General features: G+C 46.6%; 10 protein-coding genes, 2 tRNA genes and 3 rRNA genes. 14 read left to right on the forward strand and 1 reads right to left on the reverse strand.

All coding sequences use genetic code 11. The annotated features are described in order from the left end of the window. The 12 genes from dnaA (at position 1) to rrf (ending at position 14,353) form a co-directional block, all read left to right on the forward strand. Entirely contained in the window at positions 1-1,341 is a 1,341-nt protein-coding gene (gene dnaA / locus JNUCC21_RS00005) for a chromosomal replication initiator protein DnaA (RefSeq protein ID WP_007409908.1), read from the forward strand. 184 nt (positions 1,342-1,525) lie between these two features. After that, entirely contained in the window at positions 1,526-2,662 is a 1,137-nt protein-coding gene (gene dnaN / locus JNUCC21_RS00010; protein WP_007409909.1) for a DNA polymerase III subunit beta, read from the forward strand. Positions 2,663-2,796: 134 nt separating this feature from the next. Beyond that, a complete protein-coding gene (gene rlbA, locus JNUCC21_RS00015) occupies positions 2,797-3,012 on the forward strand; it encodes a ribosome maturation protein RlbA (protein WP_004392910.1) in 216 nt (71 codons plus the stop codon). A 15-nt stretch (positions 3,013-3,027) separates the two neighbouring features. Then, positions 3,028-4,140 carry a DNA replication/repair protein RecF gene (recF, locus tag JNUCC21_RS00020; RefSeq protein WP_007409910.1) on the forward strand — a complete coding sequence of 371 codons (1,113 nt, stop codon included), beginning with the start codon at positions 3,028-3,030 and terminating at the stop codon, positions 4,138-4,140. Between the two features lie 17 nt (positions 4,141-4,157). Continuing rightward, on the forward strand, positions 4,158-4,403 hold the full coding sequence (remB, locus tag JNUCC21_RS00025; protein WP_004392908.1) for an extracellular matrix regulator RemB: 246 nt from the start codon (positions 4,158-4,160) through the stop codon (positions 4,401-4,403). 56 nt (positions 4,404-4,459) lie between these two features. Continuing rightward, the gene (gyrB, locus tag JNUCC21_RS00030) at positions 4,460-6,376 is read left to right on the forward strand and encodes a DNA topoisomerase (ATP-hydrolyzing) subunit B (protein ID WP_011996153.1); all 1,917 of its coding nucleotides are present in this window, start codon (positions 4,460-4,462) and stop codon (positions 6,374-6,376) included. 215 nt (positions 6,377-6,591) lie between these two features. After that, a complete protein-coding gene (gyrA, locus tag JNUCC21_RS00035) occupies positions 6,592-9,060 on the forward strand; it encodes a DNA gyrase subunit A (RefSeq protein WP_369878480.1) in 2,469 nt (822 codons plus the stop codon). Positions 9,061-9,358: 298 nt separating this feature from the next. Next, positions 9,359-10,908, forward strand: a 16S ribosomal RNA gene (locus JNUCC21_RS00040). Between the two features lie 100 nt (positions 10,909-11,008). Next, positions 11,009-11,085: transfer RNA gene (locus JNUCC21_RS00045), tRNA-Ile, on the forward strand. Positions 11,086-11,099: 14 nt separating this feature from the next. Next, positions 11,100-11,175 (forward strand) — tRNA-Ala (locus JNUCC21_RS00050). Between the two features lie 82 nt (positions 11,176-11,257). Next, positions 11,258-14,187: ribosomal RNA gene (locus JNUCC21_RS00055) — 23S ribosomal RNA — on the forward strand. A 50-nt stretch (positions 14,188-14,237) separates the two neighbouring features. Next, positions 14,238-14,353 (forward strand): 5S ribosomal RNA (rrf, locus tag JNUCC21_RS00060). Together the 16S, 23S and 5S rRNA genes with 2 tRNA genes alongside form the textbook arrangement of a ribosomal RNA operon. A 43-nt stretch (positions 14,354-14,396) precedes the next feature. Here the strand turns inward: rrf and JNUCC21_RS00065 are convergent. After that, complete coding sequence (locus JNUCC21_RS00065; RefSeq protein ID WP_285980403.1) at positions 14,397-15,347, reverse strand: YaaC family protein; 951 nt, start codon at positions 15,345-15,347, stop codon at positions 14,397-14,399. Between the two features lie 120 nt (positions 15,348-15,467). Here JNUCC21_RS00065 and guaB point away from each other — a divergent pair, with 120 nt between their 5' ends. Further along, complete coding sequence (guaB, locus tag JNUCC21_RS00070) at positions 15,468-16,934, forward strand: IMP dehydrogenase (protein WP_007408741.1); 1,467 nt, start codon at positions 15,468-15,470, stop codon at positions 16,932-16,934. A 152-nt stretch (positions 16,935-17,086) separates the two neighbouring features. Further along, positions 17,087-18,418, forward strand: a complete 1,332-nt coding sequence (gene dacA / locus JNUCC21_RS00075) for a D-alanyl-D-alanine carboxypeptidase (protein ID WP_015239011.1) — start codon at positions 17,087-17,089, stop codon at positions 18,416-18,418. The last annotated feature ends 181 nt before the right edge of the window (positions 18,419-18,599 follow it).

Below are 18,599 nucleotides of genomic sequence, written 5' to 3' on the forward strand. Positions count from 1 at the left end.
ATGGAGAATATATTAGATCTTTGGAATCAAGCTCTAGCTCAAATTGAGAAAAAGCTAAGCAAACCGAGTTTCGAAACTTGGATGAAGTCGACGAAAGCCCATTCGCTGCAAGGGGATACCTTAACCATCACCGCTCCCAATGAATTTGCCAGAGACTGGCTGGAGTCCAGGTACTTACATCTCATTGCAGATACCATATACGAATTAACCGGGGAAGAGTTGAGCGTCAAATTTGTCATTCCTCAAAATCAGGACGAAGAAAACTTTTTACCGAAACCGCAAGTGAAAAAAGCGGCAAAAGAGGAACCGTCTGATTTTCCCCAAAGCATGCTCAACCCGAAATATACATTCGACACATTCGTCATCGGATCGGGAAACCGATTCGCCCATGCAGCATCACTGGCTGTGGCGGAAGCACCCGCTAAAGCGTACAACCCTTTATTTATATACGGGGGAGTCGGCTTAGGAAAAACCCACTTAATGCACGCAATCGGCCATTATGTCATTGATCATAATCCTTCAGCCAAAGTGGTGTACCTGTCTTCTGAAAAATTCACAAATGAATTCATCAACTCAATCCGCGATAATAAAGCCGTTGATTTCCGCAACCGCTACCGGAACGTTGATGTACTTTTGATAGATGATATTCAATTTTTAGCCGGAAAAGAACAAACACAGGAAGAGTTTTTCCATACATTCAACACGCTTCATGAAGAAAGCAAACAAATCGTGATTTCCAGCGACAGACCGCCGAAAGAGATCCCGACCCTTGAAGACCGCCTGCGTTCGCGGTTCGAATGGGGATTGATTACGGATATCACACCGCCGGATCTGGAAACGCGGATTGCCATCCTGAGAAAAAAAGCGAAGGCGGAAGGCCTTGATATTCCGAACGAGGTCATGCTTTACATCGCGAATCAGATTGACAGCAACATCCGCGAACTGGAAGGGGCATTAATCCGGGTTGTCGCCTATTCATCCTTAATCAATAAAGACATTAACGCAGACCTGGCTGCAGAAGCATTGAAAGATATTATTCCGTCTTCTAAGCCGAAGGTCATTACGATAAAAGAGATTCAGCGGATTGTCGGACAGCAGTTCAACATTAAGCTTGAAGATTTCAAAGCGAAAAAGCGCACGAAATCCGTGGCGTTCCCAAGACAAATTGCGATGTATCTTTCAAGAGAAATGACGGATTCTTCTTTGCCTAAAATCGGGGAAGAATTTGGCGGCAGAGACCATACAACCGTCATTCACGCCCATGAAAAGATTTCAAAACTGCTGATTGATGACGAGCAGCTTCAGCAGCAGGTGAAAGAAATAAAAGAACTGCTTAAATAATAGTGCCCTCGGATGAATCGGGGAAAGTGTGAATAACTTTTTCATAGCCATACACAGTCTGTCCACATGTGGATAGGCTGTGTTTCCTGTCTTTTTCACAACTTATCCACAAATCCACAGGCCCTACTATTACTACTGCTATTTTTAAAATATATTAATTATATTATCCGTTAGGAGGATAAACATGAAATTTACGATTCAAAAAGATCGTTTAGTCGAAAGTGTACAAGACGTTCTAAAAGCCGTTTCATCCAGAACCACAATTCCCATTCTCACCGGTATTAAGATCGTCGCCTCAGATGAAGGAGTATCTTTCACAGGAAGTGACTCTGATATTTCAATCGAGTCATTCATTCCGAAAGAAGATGATGATAAAGAAATCGTGACGATCGATCAGCCGGGAAGTATCGTGCTGCAAGCGCGTTTCTTCAGCGAAATCGTTAAAAAACTTCCGATGGCGACTGTTGAAATCGAAGTTCAAAATCAATATTTAACGATTATCCGTTCCGGAAAAGCCGAATTTAATTTAAACGGCCTTGATGCAGATGAATATCCGCATCTGCCGCAAATCGAAGAGCATCACGCCATTCAGATTCCGACGGATCTTTTGAAAAACCTGATTCGCCAAACCGTGTTCGCGGTGTCCGCCTCAGAAACACGCCCTATCTTGACAGGTGTAAACTGGAAAGTCGAAAACGGTGAATTATTATGCACTGCCACGGATAGCCACCGACTCGCTTTAAGAAAGGCGAAGCTTGATATTCCGGAAGACAGCTCTTATAACGTGGTCATTCCCGGGAAAAGCTTAACCGAGCTGAGCAAAATTCTTGATGACAACCAAGAACTGGTTGATATCGTCATTACAGAAACCCAAGTTCTGTTCAAAGCGAAAAACGTATTGTTCTTCTCAAGATTGCTTGACGGAAACTATCCGGACACGACCAGCTTAATTCCGCAGGAAAGCAAAACGGAAATCGTCGTGAACACGAAGGAATTTTTACAGGCGATAGACCGTGCTTCTTTATTGGCGAGAGAAGGCCGCAACAACGTTGTAAAGCTTTCTGCCAAACCGGCGGATTCGCTGGAGATTTCATCAAATTCTCCGGAAATCGGGAAAGTGGTCGAAGCTGTTCTGGCTGACCAGATTGACGGCGAGGAATTAAATATTTCATTCAGTCCAAAATATATGATGGACGCACTGAAAGTACTTGAAGGAGCGGACATCCGTATCAGTTTTACGGGAGCGATGAGACCGTTTCTTATCCGTACGCCGAATGATGAAACCATCGTTCAGCTCATCCTTCCGGTCAGAACGTATTAATCAAACAGAATGTGCTGCCGGCTTAGTTCGGCAGCTTTTCTATTCATCAGCCGCTCCCTCAAGTTTTCCCTTTCCTTATTTCAGGATTTTTTAGTACAATTAGATATTAGTGATATTTGAAAGAGGTCGATAATATGGCAAATCCGATTTCGATTGATACAGAAATGATTACGCTTGGCCAGTTTTTAAAATTAGCCGATGTGATTCAGTCCGGCGGCATGGCGAAGTGGTTTCTGAGCGAGCATGAGGTGACTGTCAACAATGAACCTGACAATCGCCGCGGCAGAAAGCTTTACGTTGGAGACGTGGTCGCGATTGAAGGATTTGGTTCATTTCAAGTCGTCAATTAAAGCGGGTGACAGCGGTTGTATATCCAAAATTTAGAATTAACATCCTACCGTAATTATGAGCGCGCTGAGCTTCAATTCGAAAACAAGGTGAATGTGATCATCGGGGAAAATGCCCAAGGCAAAACCAATCTGATGGAAGCCATCTATGTCCTTTCGATGGCAAAATCACACCGCACCTCAAATGACAAAGAACTTATACGGTGGGACGAAGACTATGCTAAAATAGAAGGAAGAGTGATGAAGCGAAACGGGGATATCCCGATGCAGCTTGTCATCTCCAAAAAAGGTAAAAAGGGCAAGGTCAATCATATAGAGCAGCAAAAACTCAGTCAGTATGTCGGAGCGCTGAACACCATTATGTTTGCCCCTGAGGATTTAAATCTCGTCAAAGGAAGCCCTCAGGTGAGGAGGAGATTTCTCGATATGGAGATCGGGCAGGTTTCTGCCGTTTATCTGTATGATTTATCTCTTTATCAAAAAATCCTTTCACAGCGGAATCATTTTCTGAAACAGCTGCAAAGCCGGAAACAGACTGACCGGACCATGCTTGACGTTCTCACTGATCAGCTGATTGAAGCAGCCGCAAAAGTTGTCGCCAAACGTCTGCAGTTTACGGCGCAGCTTGAAAAATGGGCGCAGCCGATCCATTCCGGCATTTCCCGGGGACTTGAAGAACTGACGCTTAAGTACCACACGGCGCTTGATGTATCAGATCCCAAAGATTTGTCGAAAATAGGTAACAGCTACCAGGAGTCTTTTTCGAAATTAAAAGAAAAAGAAATAGAACGAGGCGTCACATTATTCGGACCGCATCGGGATGATGTCCTTTTTTATGTGAACGGACGCGATGTGCAGACGTACGGTTCACAGGGACAGCAGCGTACGACGGCTTTGTCTTTGAAGCTGGCCGAAATAGATTTGATTCATGAAGAAATCGGAGAATACCCCATTTTACTTTTGGATGATGTACTAAGCGAGCTGGATGATTACCGACAGTCCCATTTGCTTCATACGATCCAAGGCCGTGTGCAGACATTTGTCACCACGACAAGCGTGGATGGCATTGACCACGATACCTTACATCAAGCAGGAATGTTCCGTGTGGAAAACGGTACGTTAGTGAAGTGAAGAAATGAGGTGAGCGATTGTATATTCATTTAGGTGACGACTTTGTCGTTTCAACACGCGATATCGTGGGCATTTTTGACTGCAAGGTCAATGTATCGCCGATCGTTGAAGAATTTCTGGACAGACAGAAAGAAAAAGTAGTGCCGTCCGTAAACGGCACGCCAAAGTCTATCGTAGTCACGACTGAGAATATATATTACTCTCCCTTATCTTCCGGCACACTGAAGAAACGTGCGCAATTTATGTTAGAAATAGATTCTTAGCGGATCTTTACAATGAATATATCGTTTAAGAAAAGTGTAGGTGAATGTGCATGGCTATGGAACAGCAGCAAAATAGTTATGATGAGAATCAGATACAGGTATTAGAAGGTTTGGAAGCTGTTCGAAAGAGACCGGGGATGTACATCGGATCAACTAACAGCAAAGGCCTTCACCACTTGGTGTGGGAAATCGTCGACAACAGTATTGACGAAGCCCTGGCCGGTTATTGTACAGATATTAACATCGAGATTGAAAAAGATAACAGCATTACCGTTAAGGACAACGGGCGCGGAATTCCGGTCGGTATCCAGGAGAAGATGGGCCGCCCTGCGGTTGAAGTCATCATGACCGTTCTCCACGCCGGCGGTAAATTTGACGGAAGCGGATATAAAGTATCCGGCGGTCTTCACGGTGTAGGGGCATCTGTCGTAAACGCCTTGTCGACCACTCTTGACGTTACGGTTCATCGTGACGGAAAAATCCACTATCAGGCGTACGAGCGCGGTGTACCTGTGGCCGATCTTGAAGTGATCGGTGATACTGATAAGACCGGAACGATTACGCACTTCGTTCCGGATCCGGAAATCTTCAAAGAAACAATCGTATACGACTATGATCTGCTTTCAAACCGTGTCCGGGAATTGGCCTTCCTGACAAAAGGCGTAAACATCACGATTGAAGACAAACGTGAAGGACAAGAACGGAAAAACGAGTACCACTACGAAGGCGGAATCAAAAGCTATGTTGAGTACTTAAACCGTTCCAAAGAAGTCGTTCATGAAGAGCCGATTTATATCGAAGGCGAGAAAGACGGCATAACGGTTGAAGTTGCATTGCAATACAACGACAGCTATACAAGCAATATTTATTCTTTCACGAATAATATCAACACATACGAAGGCGGGACGCACGAAGCCGGATTTAAAACCGGTCTGACCCGTGTCATAAACGACTATGCAAGAAGAAAAGGGATTTTCAAAGAAAATGATCCGAATTTAAGCGGGGATGATGTGAGAGAAGGGCTGACTGCCATTATTTCAATTAAGCACCCTGATCCGCAATTCGAAGGGCAGACGAAAACCAAGCTCGGCAACTCCGAAGCGAGAACGATCACTGATACGCTGTTTTCTTCTGCGCTGGAAACATTCCTTCTTGAAAATCCGGACTCAGCCCGCAAAATCGTTGAAAAAGGTTTAATGGCCGCAAGAGCGCGGATGGCAGCGAAAAAAGCGCGGGAATTGACCCGCCGCAAAAGTGCGCTTGAGATTTCCAATCTGCCGGGCAAACTGGCGGACTGTTCTTCTAAAGATCCGAGCATTTCCGAGCTGTATATCGTAGAGGGTGACTCTGCGGGCGGATCAGCGAAACAGGGACGGGACCGTCATTTCCAAGCTATTCTGCCGCTGCGCGGTAAGATTCTGAACGTTGAGAAAGCCAGACTTGATAAGATTCTCTCAAACAATGAGGTCAGATCAATGATCACGGCCCTCGGAACAGGAATCGGAGAAGATTTTAATCTTGAAAAAGCGCGTTATCATAAAGTGGTCATCATGACGGATGCCGATGTTGACGGCGCCCACATCAGAACGCTTTTATTAACGTTCTTCTACAGATACATGCGGGAAATCATCGAAAACGGCTATGTCTACATTGCCCAGCCGCCGCTTTATAAAGTGCAGCAGGGAAAACGGGTGGAATACGCTTATAATGATAAGCAGCTTGATGAGCTGTTAAAAGAACTTCCGCAATCACCTAAGCCCGGCCTCCAGCGTTATAAAGGTCTTGGAGAAATGAACGCGACTCAGCTTTGGGAAACGACAATGGACCCTGCGACCAGAACGCTTCTGCAAGTCAATCTTGAAGATGCAATGGACGCTGACGAGACTTTTGAAATGCTGATGGGTGACAAAGTAGAACCGCGGAGAAACTTCATAGAAGCAAACGCCAGATACGTGAAAAATCTTGATATTTAACCAAGAAAGCCTTATTTTCGTTAAGAAATAAGGCTTTTTTCTCAAAGCGGCTTCTAAAGCCTCTGAAAACCCGCAAAACCCGTATATTCTACTAAATTAATGTGTATAAACACAAGTTTATTGATATAATGGAGAATAGTGAAATCGTATTGAAGATCATAATGGACAATCTACTCCCACATTATTTCATGTGATACTTCAGGGAGGTTTTTTTAATGAGTGAACAAAACACACCACAAGTACGTGAAGTCAATATCAGTCAGGAAATGCGGACATCCTTCCTGGACTATGCAATGAGCGTTATCGTATCCCGGGCGCTTCCGGATGTGCGTGACGGTCTGAAGCCGGTTCACAGACGGATTTTGTACGCGATGAATGATTTAGGCATGACCAGTGACAAACCATATAAAAAATCTGCCCGTATCGTCGGTGAAGTTATCGGTAAGTACCACCCGCACGGTGACTCAGCGGTTTACGAATCAATGGTCAGAATGGCGCAGGATTTTAACTACCGCTACATGCTTGTTGACGGACACGGCAACTTCGGTTCGGTTGACGGCGACTCAGCGGCCGCGATGCGTTACACAGAAGCGAGAATGTCAAAAATCGCAATGGAAATCCTCCGGGACATTACGAAAGATACGATTGATTATCAAGATAACTATGACGGCGCAGAAAGAGAACCTGCCGTCATGCCTTCGAGATTTCCGAATCTGCTCGTCAACGGAGCTGCCGGTATCGCGGTCGGAATGGCGACAAATATTCCTCCGCATCAGCTTGGGGAAGTCATTGAAGGCGTGCTTGCCGTAAGTGAGAATCCTGAGATTACAAACCAGGAGCTGATGGAATACATCCCGGGCCCGGATTTTCCGACTGCAGGTCAGATTTTAGGCCGGAGCGGCATCCGCAAGGCATATGAATCCGGACGGGGATCCATTACGATCCGGGCTAAGGCTGAAATCGAAGAGACATCATCGGGAAAAGAAAGAATTATTGTCACGGAACTTCCTTATCAGGTGAACAAAGCGAGATTAATTGAAAAAATCGCAGATCTTGTCCGGGACAAAAAAATCGAAGGAATTACCGATCTGCGTGACGAATCCGACCGTAACGGAATGAGAATCGTCATTGAGATCCGCCGTGACGCCAATGCTCACGTCATTTTGAATAACCTGTACAAACAAACGGCCCTGCAGACGTCTTTCGGAATCAACCTGCTGGCGCTCGTTGACGGACAGCCGAAGGTACTAAGCCTGAAACAATGTCTGGAGCATTATCTTGATCACCAGAAGGTTGTGATCCGGCGCAGAACGGCTTACGAACTCCGCAAAGCGGAAGCGAGAGCTCACATTCTGGAAGGTTTAAGAATTGCTCTCGATCATTTAGATGCCGTTATTTCTCTTATCCGCAATTCCCAGACGGCTGAAATTGCGAGAACAGGTTTGATCGAACAATTCTCACTGACTGAAAAACAAGCGCAAGCCATTCTGGATATGCGCCTTCAGCGATTAACCGGTCTGGAGCGCGAAAAGATTGAAGAGGAATATCAATCACTTGTTGCGCTTATCGCCGAGCTGAAAGATATTTTAGCCAATGAAGCAAGAGTTCTTGAGATCATCCGTGAAGAACTTAATGAAATCAAAGAGCGTTTCAATGATGAGAGACGCACTGAAATCGTGACGTCCGGTCTTGAAACAATTGAAGATGAAGATCTTATCGAGAGAGAAAATATCGTCATCACACTGACCCATAACGGCTATGTTAAACGTCTCCCGGCGTCCACATACCGCAGCCAAAAACGGGGCGGAAAAGGCGTACAGGGAATGGGAACGAATGAAGATGACTTTGTGGAACACTTAATTTCCACATCAACGCACGATACGATCCTGTTCTTCTCTAATAAAGGGAAGGTATACCGTTCTAAAGGATATGAAATCCCTGAATACGGCCGTACGGCAAAAGGCATTCCGATTATTAACCTTCTGGAGGTTGAAAAAGGCGAATGGATTAATGCTATTATTCCGGTCAGCACGTTTGATGAGGAGCAATACCTCTTCTTTACGACCAAACAAGGGGTGTCGAAACGTACGGCACTGTCCCAGTTTGCGAATATACGGAATAACGGGCTGATCGCCCTAGGTCTCCGGGAAGACGATGAACTGATGGCCGTCCGCCTGACTGACGGCAAGAAACAAATCATCATCGGAACGAAGAACGGTTTGCTGATCCGTTTCCCTGAAGCAGATGTAAGACAAATGGGACGCACAGCTGCGGGTGTTAAAGGCATCACGCTGACAGACGATGATGTTGTGGTAGGCATGGAGATTCTTGAAGAAGACTCCCATGTCCTCATAGTGACAGAAAACGGCTACGGCAAACGCACACCGGCTTCAGAATACAGAGTTCAAAGCCGGGGCGGAAAAGGCCTTAAAACATGTAAAATCACTGACAGCAACGGTCCGTTAGTAACCGTGAAAGCAACAAAAGGCGAAGAGGACTTAATGATTATTACGGCAAGCGGCGTGTTAATCAGAATGGATATTAATGATATCTCCACTACGGGACGCGTAACACAAGGCGTCCGTCTGATCCGCATGTCTGATCAAGAGCATGTAGCCACTGTGGCGCTTGTGGAAAAGAATGAAGAAGAGCCGGAAGACCCGGAAGAAACGGAAGAAGTATAAACGCAAAAGCGCAGCTGTAACAGGCTGCGCTTTTACTATATAAAGAAATGAAAAAAAGCTTTGACACATAGTGATGATGCTGATATAATCATTTTTGTTGTCTTTTTAATAGAAAGGCAAGCCTAGCGAAAATATTTTTTGAAAAAGTATTGACCTAGCAAACTGAAAATGTTATGATTAAGAGGTCGCTTCGAGAGAAGCAACAAAGTTCTTTGAAAACTAAACAAGACAAAACGTACCTGTTAATTCAAAGTTTTAAATAAATCGCACAGCGATGTGCGTAGTCAGTCAAACTACTTTATCGGAGAGTTTGATCCTGGCTCAGGACGAACGCTGGCGGCGTGCCTAATACATGCAAGTCGAGCGGACAGATGGGAGCTTGCTCCCTGATGTTAGCGGCGGACGGGTGAGTAACACGTGGGTAACCTGCCTGTAAGACTGGGATAACTCCGGGAAACCGGGGCTAATACCGGATGGTTGTCTGAACCGCATGGTTCAGACATAAAAGGTGGCTTCGGCTACCACTTACAGATGGACCCGCGGCGCATTAGCTAGTTGGTGAGGTAACGGCTCACCAAGGCGACGATGCGTAGCCGACCTGAGAGGGTGATCGGCCACACTGGGACTGAGACACGGCCCAGACTCCTACGGGAGGCAGCAGTAGGGAATCTTCCGCAATGGACGAAAGTCTGACGGAGCAACGCCGCGTGAGTGATGAAGGTTTTCGGATCGTAAAGCTCTGTTGTTAGGGAAGAACAAGTGCCGTTCAAATAGGGCGGCACCTTGACGGTACCTAACCAGAAAGCCACGGCTAACTACGTGCCAGCAGCCGCGGTAATACGTAGGTGGCAAGCGTTGTCCGGAATTATTGGGCGTAAAGGGCTCGCAGGCGGTTTCTTAAGTCTGATGTGAAAGCCCCCGGCTCAACCGGGGAGGGTCATTGGAAACTGGGGAACTTGAGTGCAGAAGAGGAGAGTGGAATTCCACGTGTAGCGGTGAAATGCGTAGAGATGTGGAGGAACACCAGTGGCGAAGGCGACTCTCTGGTCTGTAACTGACGCTGAGGAGCGAAAGCGTGGGGAGCGAACAGGATTAGATACCCTGGTAGTCCACGCCGTAAACGATGAGTGCTAAGTGTTAGGGGGTTTCCGCCCCTTAGTGCTGCAGCTAACGCATTAAGCACTCCGCCTGGGGAGTACGGTCGCAAGACTGAAACTCAAAGGAATTGACGGGGGCCCGCACAAGCGGTGGAGCATGTGGTTTAATTCGAAGCAACGCGAAGAACCTTACCAGGTCTTGACATCCTCTGACAATCCTAGAGATAGGACGTCCCCTTCGGGGGCAGAGTGACAGGTGGTGCATGGTTGTCGTCAGCTCGTGTCGTGAGATGTTGGGTTAAGTCCCGCAACGAGCGCAACCCTTGATCTTAGTTGCCAGCATTCAGTTGGGCACTCTAAGGTGACTGCCGGTGACAAACCGGAGGAAGGTGGGGATGACGTCAAATCATCATGCCCCTTATGACCTGGGCTACACACGTGCTACAATGGACAGAACAAAGGGCAGCGAAACCGCGAGGTTAAGCCAATCCCACAAATCTGTTCTCAGTTCGGATCGCAGTCTGCAACTCGACTGCGTGAAGCTGGAATCGCTAGTAATCGCGGATCAGCATGCCGCGGTGAATACGTTCCCGGGCCTTGTACACACCGCCCGTCACACCACGAGAGTTTGTAACACCCGAAGTCGGTGAGGTAACCTTTTAGGAGCCAGCCGCCGAAGGTGGGACAGATGATTGGGGTGAAGTCGTAACAAGGTAGCCGTATCGGAAGGTGCGGCTGGATCACCTCCTTTCTAAGGATTTTAACGGAATATAAGACCTTGGGTCTTATAAACAGAACGTTCCCTGTCTTGTTTAGTTTTGAAGGAACTTTGATTCTTTCATATGGTAGATGGGCCTGTAGCTCAGCTGGTTAGAGCGCACGCCTGATAAGCGTGAGGTCGGTGGTTCGAGTCCACTCAGGCCCACCATCTTTACCCAATACGGGGCCTTAGCTCAGCTGGGAGAGCGCCTGCTTTGCACGCAGGAGGTCAGCGGTTCGATCCCGCTAGGCTCCACCAACGTGTTCTTTGAAAACTAGATAACAGAAGTAATTCACATTCAATTAGTAATGCAAGATATCACGTAGTGATTCTTTTTAACGGTTAAGTTAGAAAGGGCGCACGGTGGATGCCTTGGCACTAGGAGCCGATGAAGGACGGGACGAACACCGATATGCTTCGGGGAGCTGTAAGCAAGCTTTGATCCGGAGATTTCCGAATGGGGAAACCCACCACTCGTAATGGAGTGGTATCCATATCTGAATACATAGGATATGAGAAGGCAGACCCGGGGAACTGAAACATCTAAGTACCCGGAGGAAGAGAAAGCAAATGCGATTCCCTGAGTAGCGGCGAGCGAAACGGGATCAGCCCAAACCAAGAGGCTTGCCTCTTGGGGTTGTAGGACACTCTGTACGGAGTTACAAAGGAACGAGGTAGATGAAGAGGTCTGGAAAGGCCCGCCATAGGAGGTAACAGCCCTGTAGTCAAAACTTCGTTCTCTCCTGAGTGGATCCTGAGTACGGCGGAACACGTGAAATTCCGTCGGAATCCGGGAGGACCATCTCCCAAGGCTAAATACTCCCTAGTGACCGATAGTGAACCAGTACCGTGAGGGAAAGGTGAAAAGCACCCCGGAAGGGGAGTGAAAGAGATCCTGAAACCGTGTGCCTACAAGTAGTCAGAGCCCGTTAACGGGTGATGGCGTGCCTTTTGTAGAATGAACCGGCGAGTTACGATCCCGTGCAAGGTTAAGCAGAAGATGCGGAGCCGCAGCGAAAGCGAGTCTGAATAGGGCGAATTGAGTACGTGGTCGTAGACCCGAAACCAGGTGATCTACCCATGTCCAGGGTGAAGTTCAGGTAACACTGAATGGAGGCCCGAACCCACGCACGTTGAAAAGTGCGGGGATGAGGTGTGGGTAGGGGTGAAATGCCAATCGAACCTGGAGATAGCTGGTTCTCTCCGAAATAGCTTTAGGGCTAGCCTCAAGGTAAGAGTCTCGGAGGTAGAGCACTGATTGGACTAGGGGCCCCTACCGGGTTACCGAATTCAGTCAAACTCCGAATGCCGATGACTTATCCTTGGGAGTCAGACTGCGAGTGATAAGATCCGTAGTCGAAAGGGAAACAGCCCAGACCGCCAGCTAAGGTCCCAAAGTATACGTTAAGTGGAAAAGGATGTGGAGTTGCTTAGACAACCAGGATGTTGGCTTAGAAGCAGCCACCATTTAAAGAGTGCGTAATAGCTCACTGGTCGAGTGACTCTGCGCCGAAAATGTACCGGGGCTAAACGTATCACCGAAGCTGCGGACTGTTCTTCGAACAGTGGTAGGAGAGCGTTCTAAGGGCTGTGAAGCAAGACCGGAAGGACTTGTGGAGCGCTTAGAAGTGAGAATGCCGGTATGAGTAGCGAAAGAGGGGTGAGAATCCCCTCCACCGAATGCCTAAGGTTTCCTGAGGAAGGCTCGTCCGCTCAGGGTTAGTCGGGACCTAAGCCGAGGCCGAAAGGCGTAGGCGATGGATAACAGGTTGATATTCCTGTACCACCTCCTCACCATTTGAGCAATGGGGGGACGCAGGAGGATAGGGTAAGCGCGGTATTGGATATCCGCGTCCAAGCAGTTAGGCTGGGAAATAGGCAAATCCGTTTCCCGTGAAGGCTGAGCTGTGATGGCGAGCGAATTATAGTAGCGAAGTTCCTGATTCCACACTGCCAAGAAAAGCCTCTAGCGAGGTGAGAGGTGCCCGTACCGCAAACCGACACAGGTAGGCGAGGAGAGAATCCTAAGGTGATCGAGAGAACTCTCGTTAAGGAACTCGGCAAAATGACCCCGTAACTTCGGGAGAAGGGGTGCTCTGTTAGGGTGCAAGCCCGAGAGAGCCGCAGTGAATAGGCCCAGGCGACTGTTTAGCAAAAACACAGGTCTCTGCGAAGCCGTAAGGCGAAGTATAGGGGCTGACGCCTGCCCGGTGCTGGAAGGTTAAGAGGAGCGCTTAGCGTAAGCGAAGGTGCGAATTGAAGCCCCAGTAAACGGCGGCCGTAACTATAACGGTCCTAAGGTAGCGAAATTCCTTGTCGGGTAAGTTCCGACCCGCACGAAAGGCGCAACGATCTGGGCACTGTCTCAACGAGAGACTCGGTGAAATTATAGTACCTGTGAAGATGCAGGTTACCCGCGACAGGACGGAAAGACCCCGTGGAGCTTTACTGCAGCCTGATATTGAATGTTGGTACAGCTTGTACAGGATAGGTAGGAGCCTTGGAAACCGGAGCGCCAGCTTCGGTGGAGGCATCGGTGGGATACTACCCTGGCTGTATTGACCTTCTAACCCGCCGCCCTTATCGGGCGGGGAGACAGTGTCAGGTGGGCAGTTTGACTGGGGCGGTCGCCTCCTAAAAGGTAACGGAGGCGCCCAAAGGTTCCCTCAGAATGGTTGGAAATCATTCGCAGAGTGTAAAGGCACAAGGGAGCTTGACTGCGAGACCTACAAGTCGAGCAGGGACGAAAGTCGGGCTTAGTGATCCGGTGGTTCCGCATGGAAGGGCCATCGCTCAACGGATAAAAGCTACCCCGGGGATAACAGGCTTATCTCCCCCAAGAGTCCACATCGACGGGGAGGTTTGGCACCTCGATGTCGGCTCATCGCATCCTGGGGCTGTAGTCGGTCCCAAGGGTTGGGCTGTTCGCCCATTAAAGCGGTACGCGAGCTGGGTTCAGAACGTCGTGAGACAGTTCGGTCCCTATCCGTCGCGGGCGCAGGAAATTTGAGAGGAGCTGTCCTTAGTACGAGAGGACCGGGATGGACGCACCGCTGGTGTACCAGTTGTTCTGCCAAGGGCATCGCTGGGTAGCTATGTGCGGACGGGATAAGTGCTGAAAGCATCTAAGCATGAAGCCCCCCTCAAGATGAGATTTCCCATTCCGCAAGGAAGTAAGATCCCTGAAAGATGATCAGGTTGATAGGTCTGAGGTGGAAGTGTGGCGACACATGGAGCTGACAGATACTAATCGATCGAGGACTTAACCAATTTGAATGTATGCTTACTGTTATCTAGTTTTGAGAGAACACTCTCAATGGTTTGGTGGCGATAGCGAAGAGGTCACACCCGTTCCCATGCCGAACACGGAAGTTAAGCTCTTCAGCGCCGATGGTAGTCGGGGGTTTCCCCCTGTGAGAGTAGGACGCCGCCAAGCTATATTATGGTAAAGGCAGCTCATCATGAGCTGCCTTTTTTGTTTATAAGTATTGCTTCAGGAAATTAGAAACGTAATACGGAAATTTGCGTTCCGTGACATCTAAGAACCGGCGGATCATCACATAATCATCACTGACATGCTGTGTCAGCAGTTCATACCACCACTCCGTTTCATATCTCGCAATCATCCCGATATTGTAGAGGACCAAATAATGAATAATCATTTCCGGAAGATGCAGGAAGTGATCACGCTGAGAGGGAATGTAATATTGATTTTTCTCCAAGTGAAACAATAAATTTGGCGAAGACCAAGGTTCTCTGTCTATCGGGTCAGCCTCAAAAACCAAGTGGTTATGGTCTTTCCTCAGAAAAGACCACTTTAAATGATGGCTGATATATTCAGCAAATCGGGAATCAGACATATTGTAATGAATCACCGCATGCTCAGGCACTGAAATAAGGTCATCTTTGAGCTCTACTCGGGTCAGCCAATTCTTTTTCTCTTGGAAGTAAAAGACAGTATGCAATTCAGGTATGGCTGTCAGCAATTTCTTCATTGTGTACCGTTCTTCCTCAAGACCAGCTATCCCGAATAAGTGCTTCATTACATGAATACATAAGCCATTGCGCTGCACCTTCACTTCATCATCCCTAAAGGAGTAATTTTGCTTTTTGCGTTTCCGGGCAGTCACGCCATGCGCGAGTACTGAGGCGTGGCTTGGATAGCTTGGATCTGTGGTCAGAAGGCAGGCTTTCAGCAATTGTGACATCCCGTAAAACAACAGAATAGGCTTAATTTCTAAAGGGGAAAGAGATGCCTGCTTATAAAAGGACTCGGCGTGTTTGATAAAGAATATGAAGCGCTCACTGTTCTTAAACGCATATCGTTTTGGTTCTTCCATACCGCTTTCTGTATAGATTTTATTTAGAAATTTCTGGGAAGATTCTACGGAATAAAATAATGATAACTCTTTCCACTCATGATCTCTCATATGTATTTTTAAACCCTTTCCTTTATCTAAATATTTCAACTCTTTTTCGCTTCCTTGACATGCTGTTTTCTAGTTGATAATCTACATATAATATTTTGCCGAAAAGAGGGGGATTTACTAATGTGGGAAAGTAAATTTTCAAAAGAAGGCTTAACGTTCGATGATGTACTGCTCGTACCGGCTCAATCAGACGTACTTCCGCGTGATGTGGATTTATCTGTTGAACTGACAAAGACGTTAAAGCTTAACATTCCTGTCATCAGTGCGGGAATGGATACAGTAACAGAATCAGCTATGGCGATTGCGATGGCCAGACAGGGCGGCTTGGGCATTATCCATAAAAACATGTCCATCGAACAGCAGGCTGAACATGTTGACAAAGTCAAACGTTCTGAACGGGGCGTTATTACAAATCCCTTCTTTTTAACACCTGATCATCAAGTATTCGATGCGGAGCATTTGATGGGGAAATACAGAATTTCCGGTGTTCCGATCGTAGATAATAAAGACGATCAAAAGCTTGTCGGTATCATTACAAACCGTGATCTTCGCTTTATCTCTGATTATTCAATGAAAATCAGTGATGTCATGACAAAAGAAGAGCTGGTTACGGCTTCTGTGGGAACCACATTAGACGAAGCAGAAAAAATCTTACAGAAACATAAAATTGAAAAACTTCCGTTAGTGGATGACCAAAACAAATTAAAAGGTCTTATCACGATCAAAGATATTGAAAAGGTTATCGAATTTCCGAATTCATCTAAAGATGAACACGGACGCCTTATTGTCGGCGCTGCGGTAGGCGTGACAGGCGATACAATGACACGCGTCAGCAAGCTTGTTGAAGCGAATGTCGACGTTATCGTGGTTGATACGGCTCACGGACATTCCAGAGGCGTACTGAACACAGTTGCGAAAATCCGTGAAACATATCCTGAACTGAACATTATCGCAGGAAATGTTGCAACGGCTGAAGCGACAAAAGCTCTGATTGAAGCCGGAGCAAATATTGTCAAAGTGGGAATCGGACCTGGTTCTATCTGTACGACACGCGTCGTTGCAGGTGTAGGCGTACCGCAGATCACTGCCATTTATGATTGTGCCACTGAAGCGAGAAAACACGGTGCGACAATTATCGCAGACGGCGGTATTAAATTCTCCGGAGATATTACGAAAGCGTTGGCTTCAGGCGGACATGCCGTAATGCTCGGAAGCCTGCTTGCCGGTACTTCAGAAAGCCCGGGAGAGACTGAAATCTATCAAGGCAGAAGATTTAAAGTGTATCGGGGTATGGGTTCTGTCGCTGCCATGGAAAAAGGCAGTAAAGACCGATATTTCCAAGAAGAAAATAAGAAATTCGTCCCTGAAGGTATCGAAGGACGGACTCCGTACAAAGGTCCTGTAGAAGAAACAGTGTATCAGCTTGTCGGCGGTCTTCGTTCAGGTATGGGATATTGCGGTTCAAAAGACTTGCGCGCTTTAAGAGAAGAGGCTCAATTCATCCGCATGACAGGTGCCGGACTTCGCGAAAGTCATCCGCATGATGTCCAAATTACGAAAGAATCACCAAACTACACAATCTCATAATTGTTACAAATAAAAAACATTTGACAGGGTCGCTGACTCTGTCTATTTTTTTTATATCGAGTGTGATAAAATTTATACTGTTGTGTTTTGAATTTGAATATGTCCTTAACGGCTTAATTATAGATTTAAAATGAATGACGGAGGTCGTAAGATTGAACATCACGAAATGGAAACAGCTGTTGGTGTCATTAGTGGTACTGGCACTGGCCGCAACTTGCTTTGTTCCAATGTCTAAAGCGGAGGCAGCCGGCAATGACCCGATTGATGTCAACGCATCAGCTGCGATAATGATTGAGGCTTCATCGGGAAAAATTTTATACAGTAAAAATGCAGACAAAAGACTGCCGATTGCCAGCATGACAAAAATGATGACTGAATATCTGCTTCTGGAAGCCATTAAAGAAGGAAAAGTGAAATGGGATCAAACGTATACTCCTGATGATTATGTCTATGAAATTTCTCAAGACAACAGTTTATCAAACGTTCCCCTTCGAAAAGACGGCAAATACACGGTTAAAGAACTGTATCAGGCTATGGCGATTTACTCTGCCAACGGAGCCGCGATTGCAGTTGCCGAAATTCTTGCCGGAACTGAAACGAAATTTGTCGCTGAAATGAATGCGAAAGCTAAAGAATTAGGCATGACAAACTATGATTTTAAAAATGCCACAGGGCTTGTGAATGAAGACCTTCACGGCAAGCAGCCGCAAGGAGAAGGCGTTAAAGAAGAAAGTGAAGTTTCTGCTAAAGACATGGCGCTTCTTGCAGACCGCCTGATCACTGATTATCCGGAAGTTCTCAAAACAACAAGCATCGCTAAGACGAAATTCAGAGCCGGCACTGATGATGAAATGGACATGCCGAACTGGAACTTCATGTTAAAAGGTCTTGTTTCTGAATACCCTGGCGTTGACGGCTTAAAAACGGGTTCTACTGATTCTGCGGGATCTTGTTTTACAAGCACAGCACAGCGGAACGGAATGCGGGTCATCACCGTTGTATTAGACGCAAAAGGCAACCTGCATACCGGACGTTTTGATGAAACGAAAAAAATGCTCGATTACGCATTTAACAGCAATTTCTCAATGAAAGATCTTTACCCTGAAGGCTCTCAAGTAAAAGGGCACAAAACGATTGACGTTGAAAAAGGGAAAGACAAGCAAGTCGATATTGTTACTGACAAGGCGCTTTCTATTCCTGTGAAAAGCGGGGATGAAAAGAACTATAAAGCCGAAGTGACTTTAGATAAAAAAGAAATCACGGCACCTGTGAAAAAGGGAACGAAAGTCGGAACGCTGACAGTTACATACAAAGGCAGTGACAAAGACTATGGCTTCCTCAAATCCAAAGAGTTCAGCGTGAATCTTGTAACGAAAAATGATGTAGATAAAGCAAACTGGTTTGTTCAGATGATGCGCGGCATCGGCGGATTCTTCTCCGGAATCTGGAACAGCGCCGTTGACACGGTAACAGGCTGGTTTTAAGAAATAAGAAAGAGCTCTGATGAAAGTTAGGGCTCTTTTGCTTAATATACTGAAAAAACCAAATTATTAGTAAAAAAATGATATCTATCTTATTCATCTCGCTGTAAAATAAGAATACCCATATGAAATATTGTATTTCTGGGATACAATAAGAGATAGAAATTATCTAACTATACATTGA

Origin of the sequence: Bacillus sp. JNUCC-21 (assembly GCF_041222765.1) — a bacterium.
In the GTDB taxonomy this organism is placed as follows: Bacteria; Bacillota; Bacilli; order Bacillales; family Bacillaceae; genus Bacillus; species Bacillus velezensis.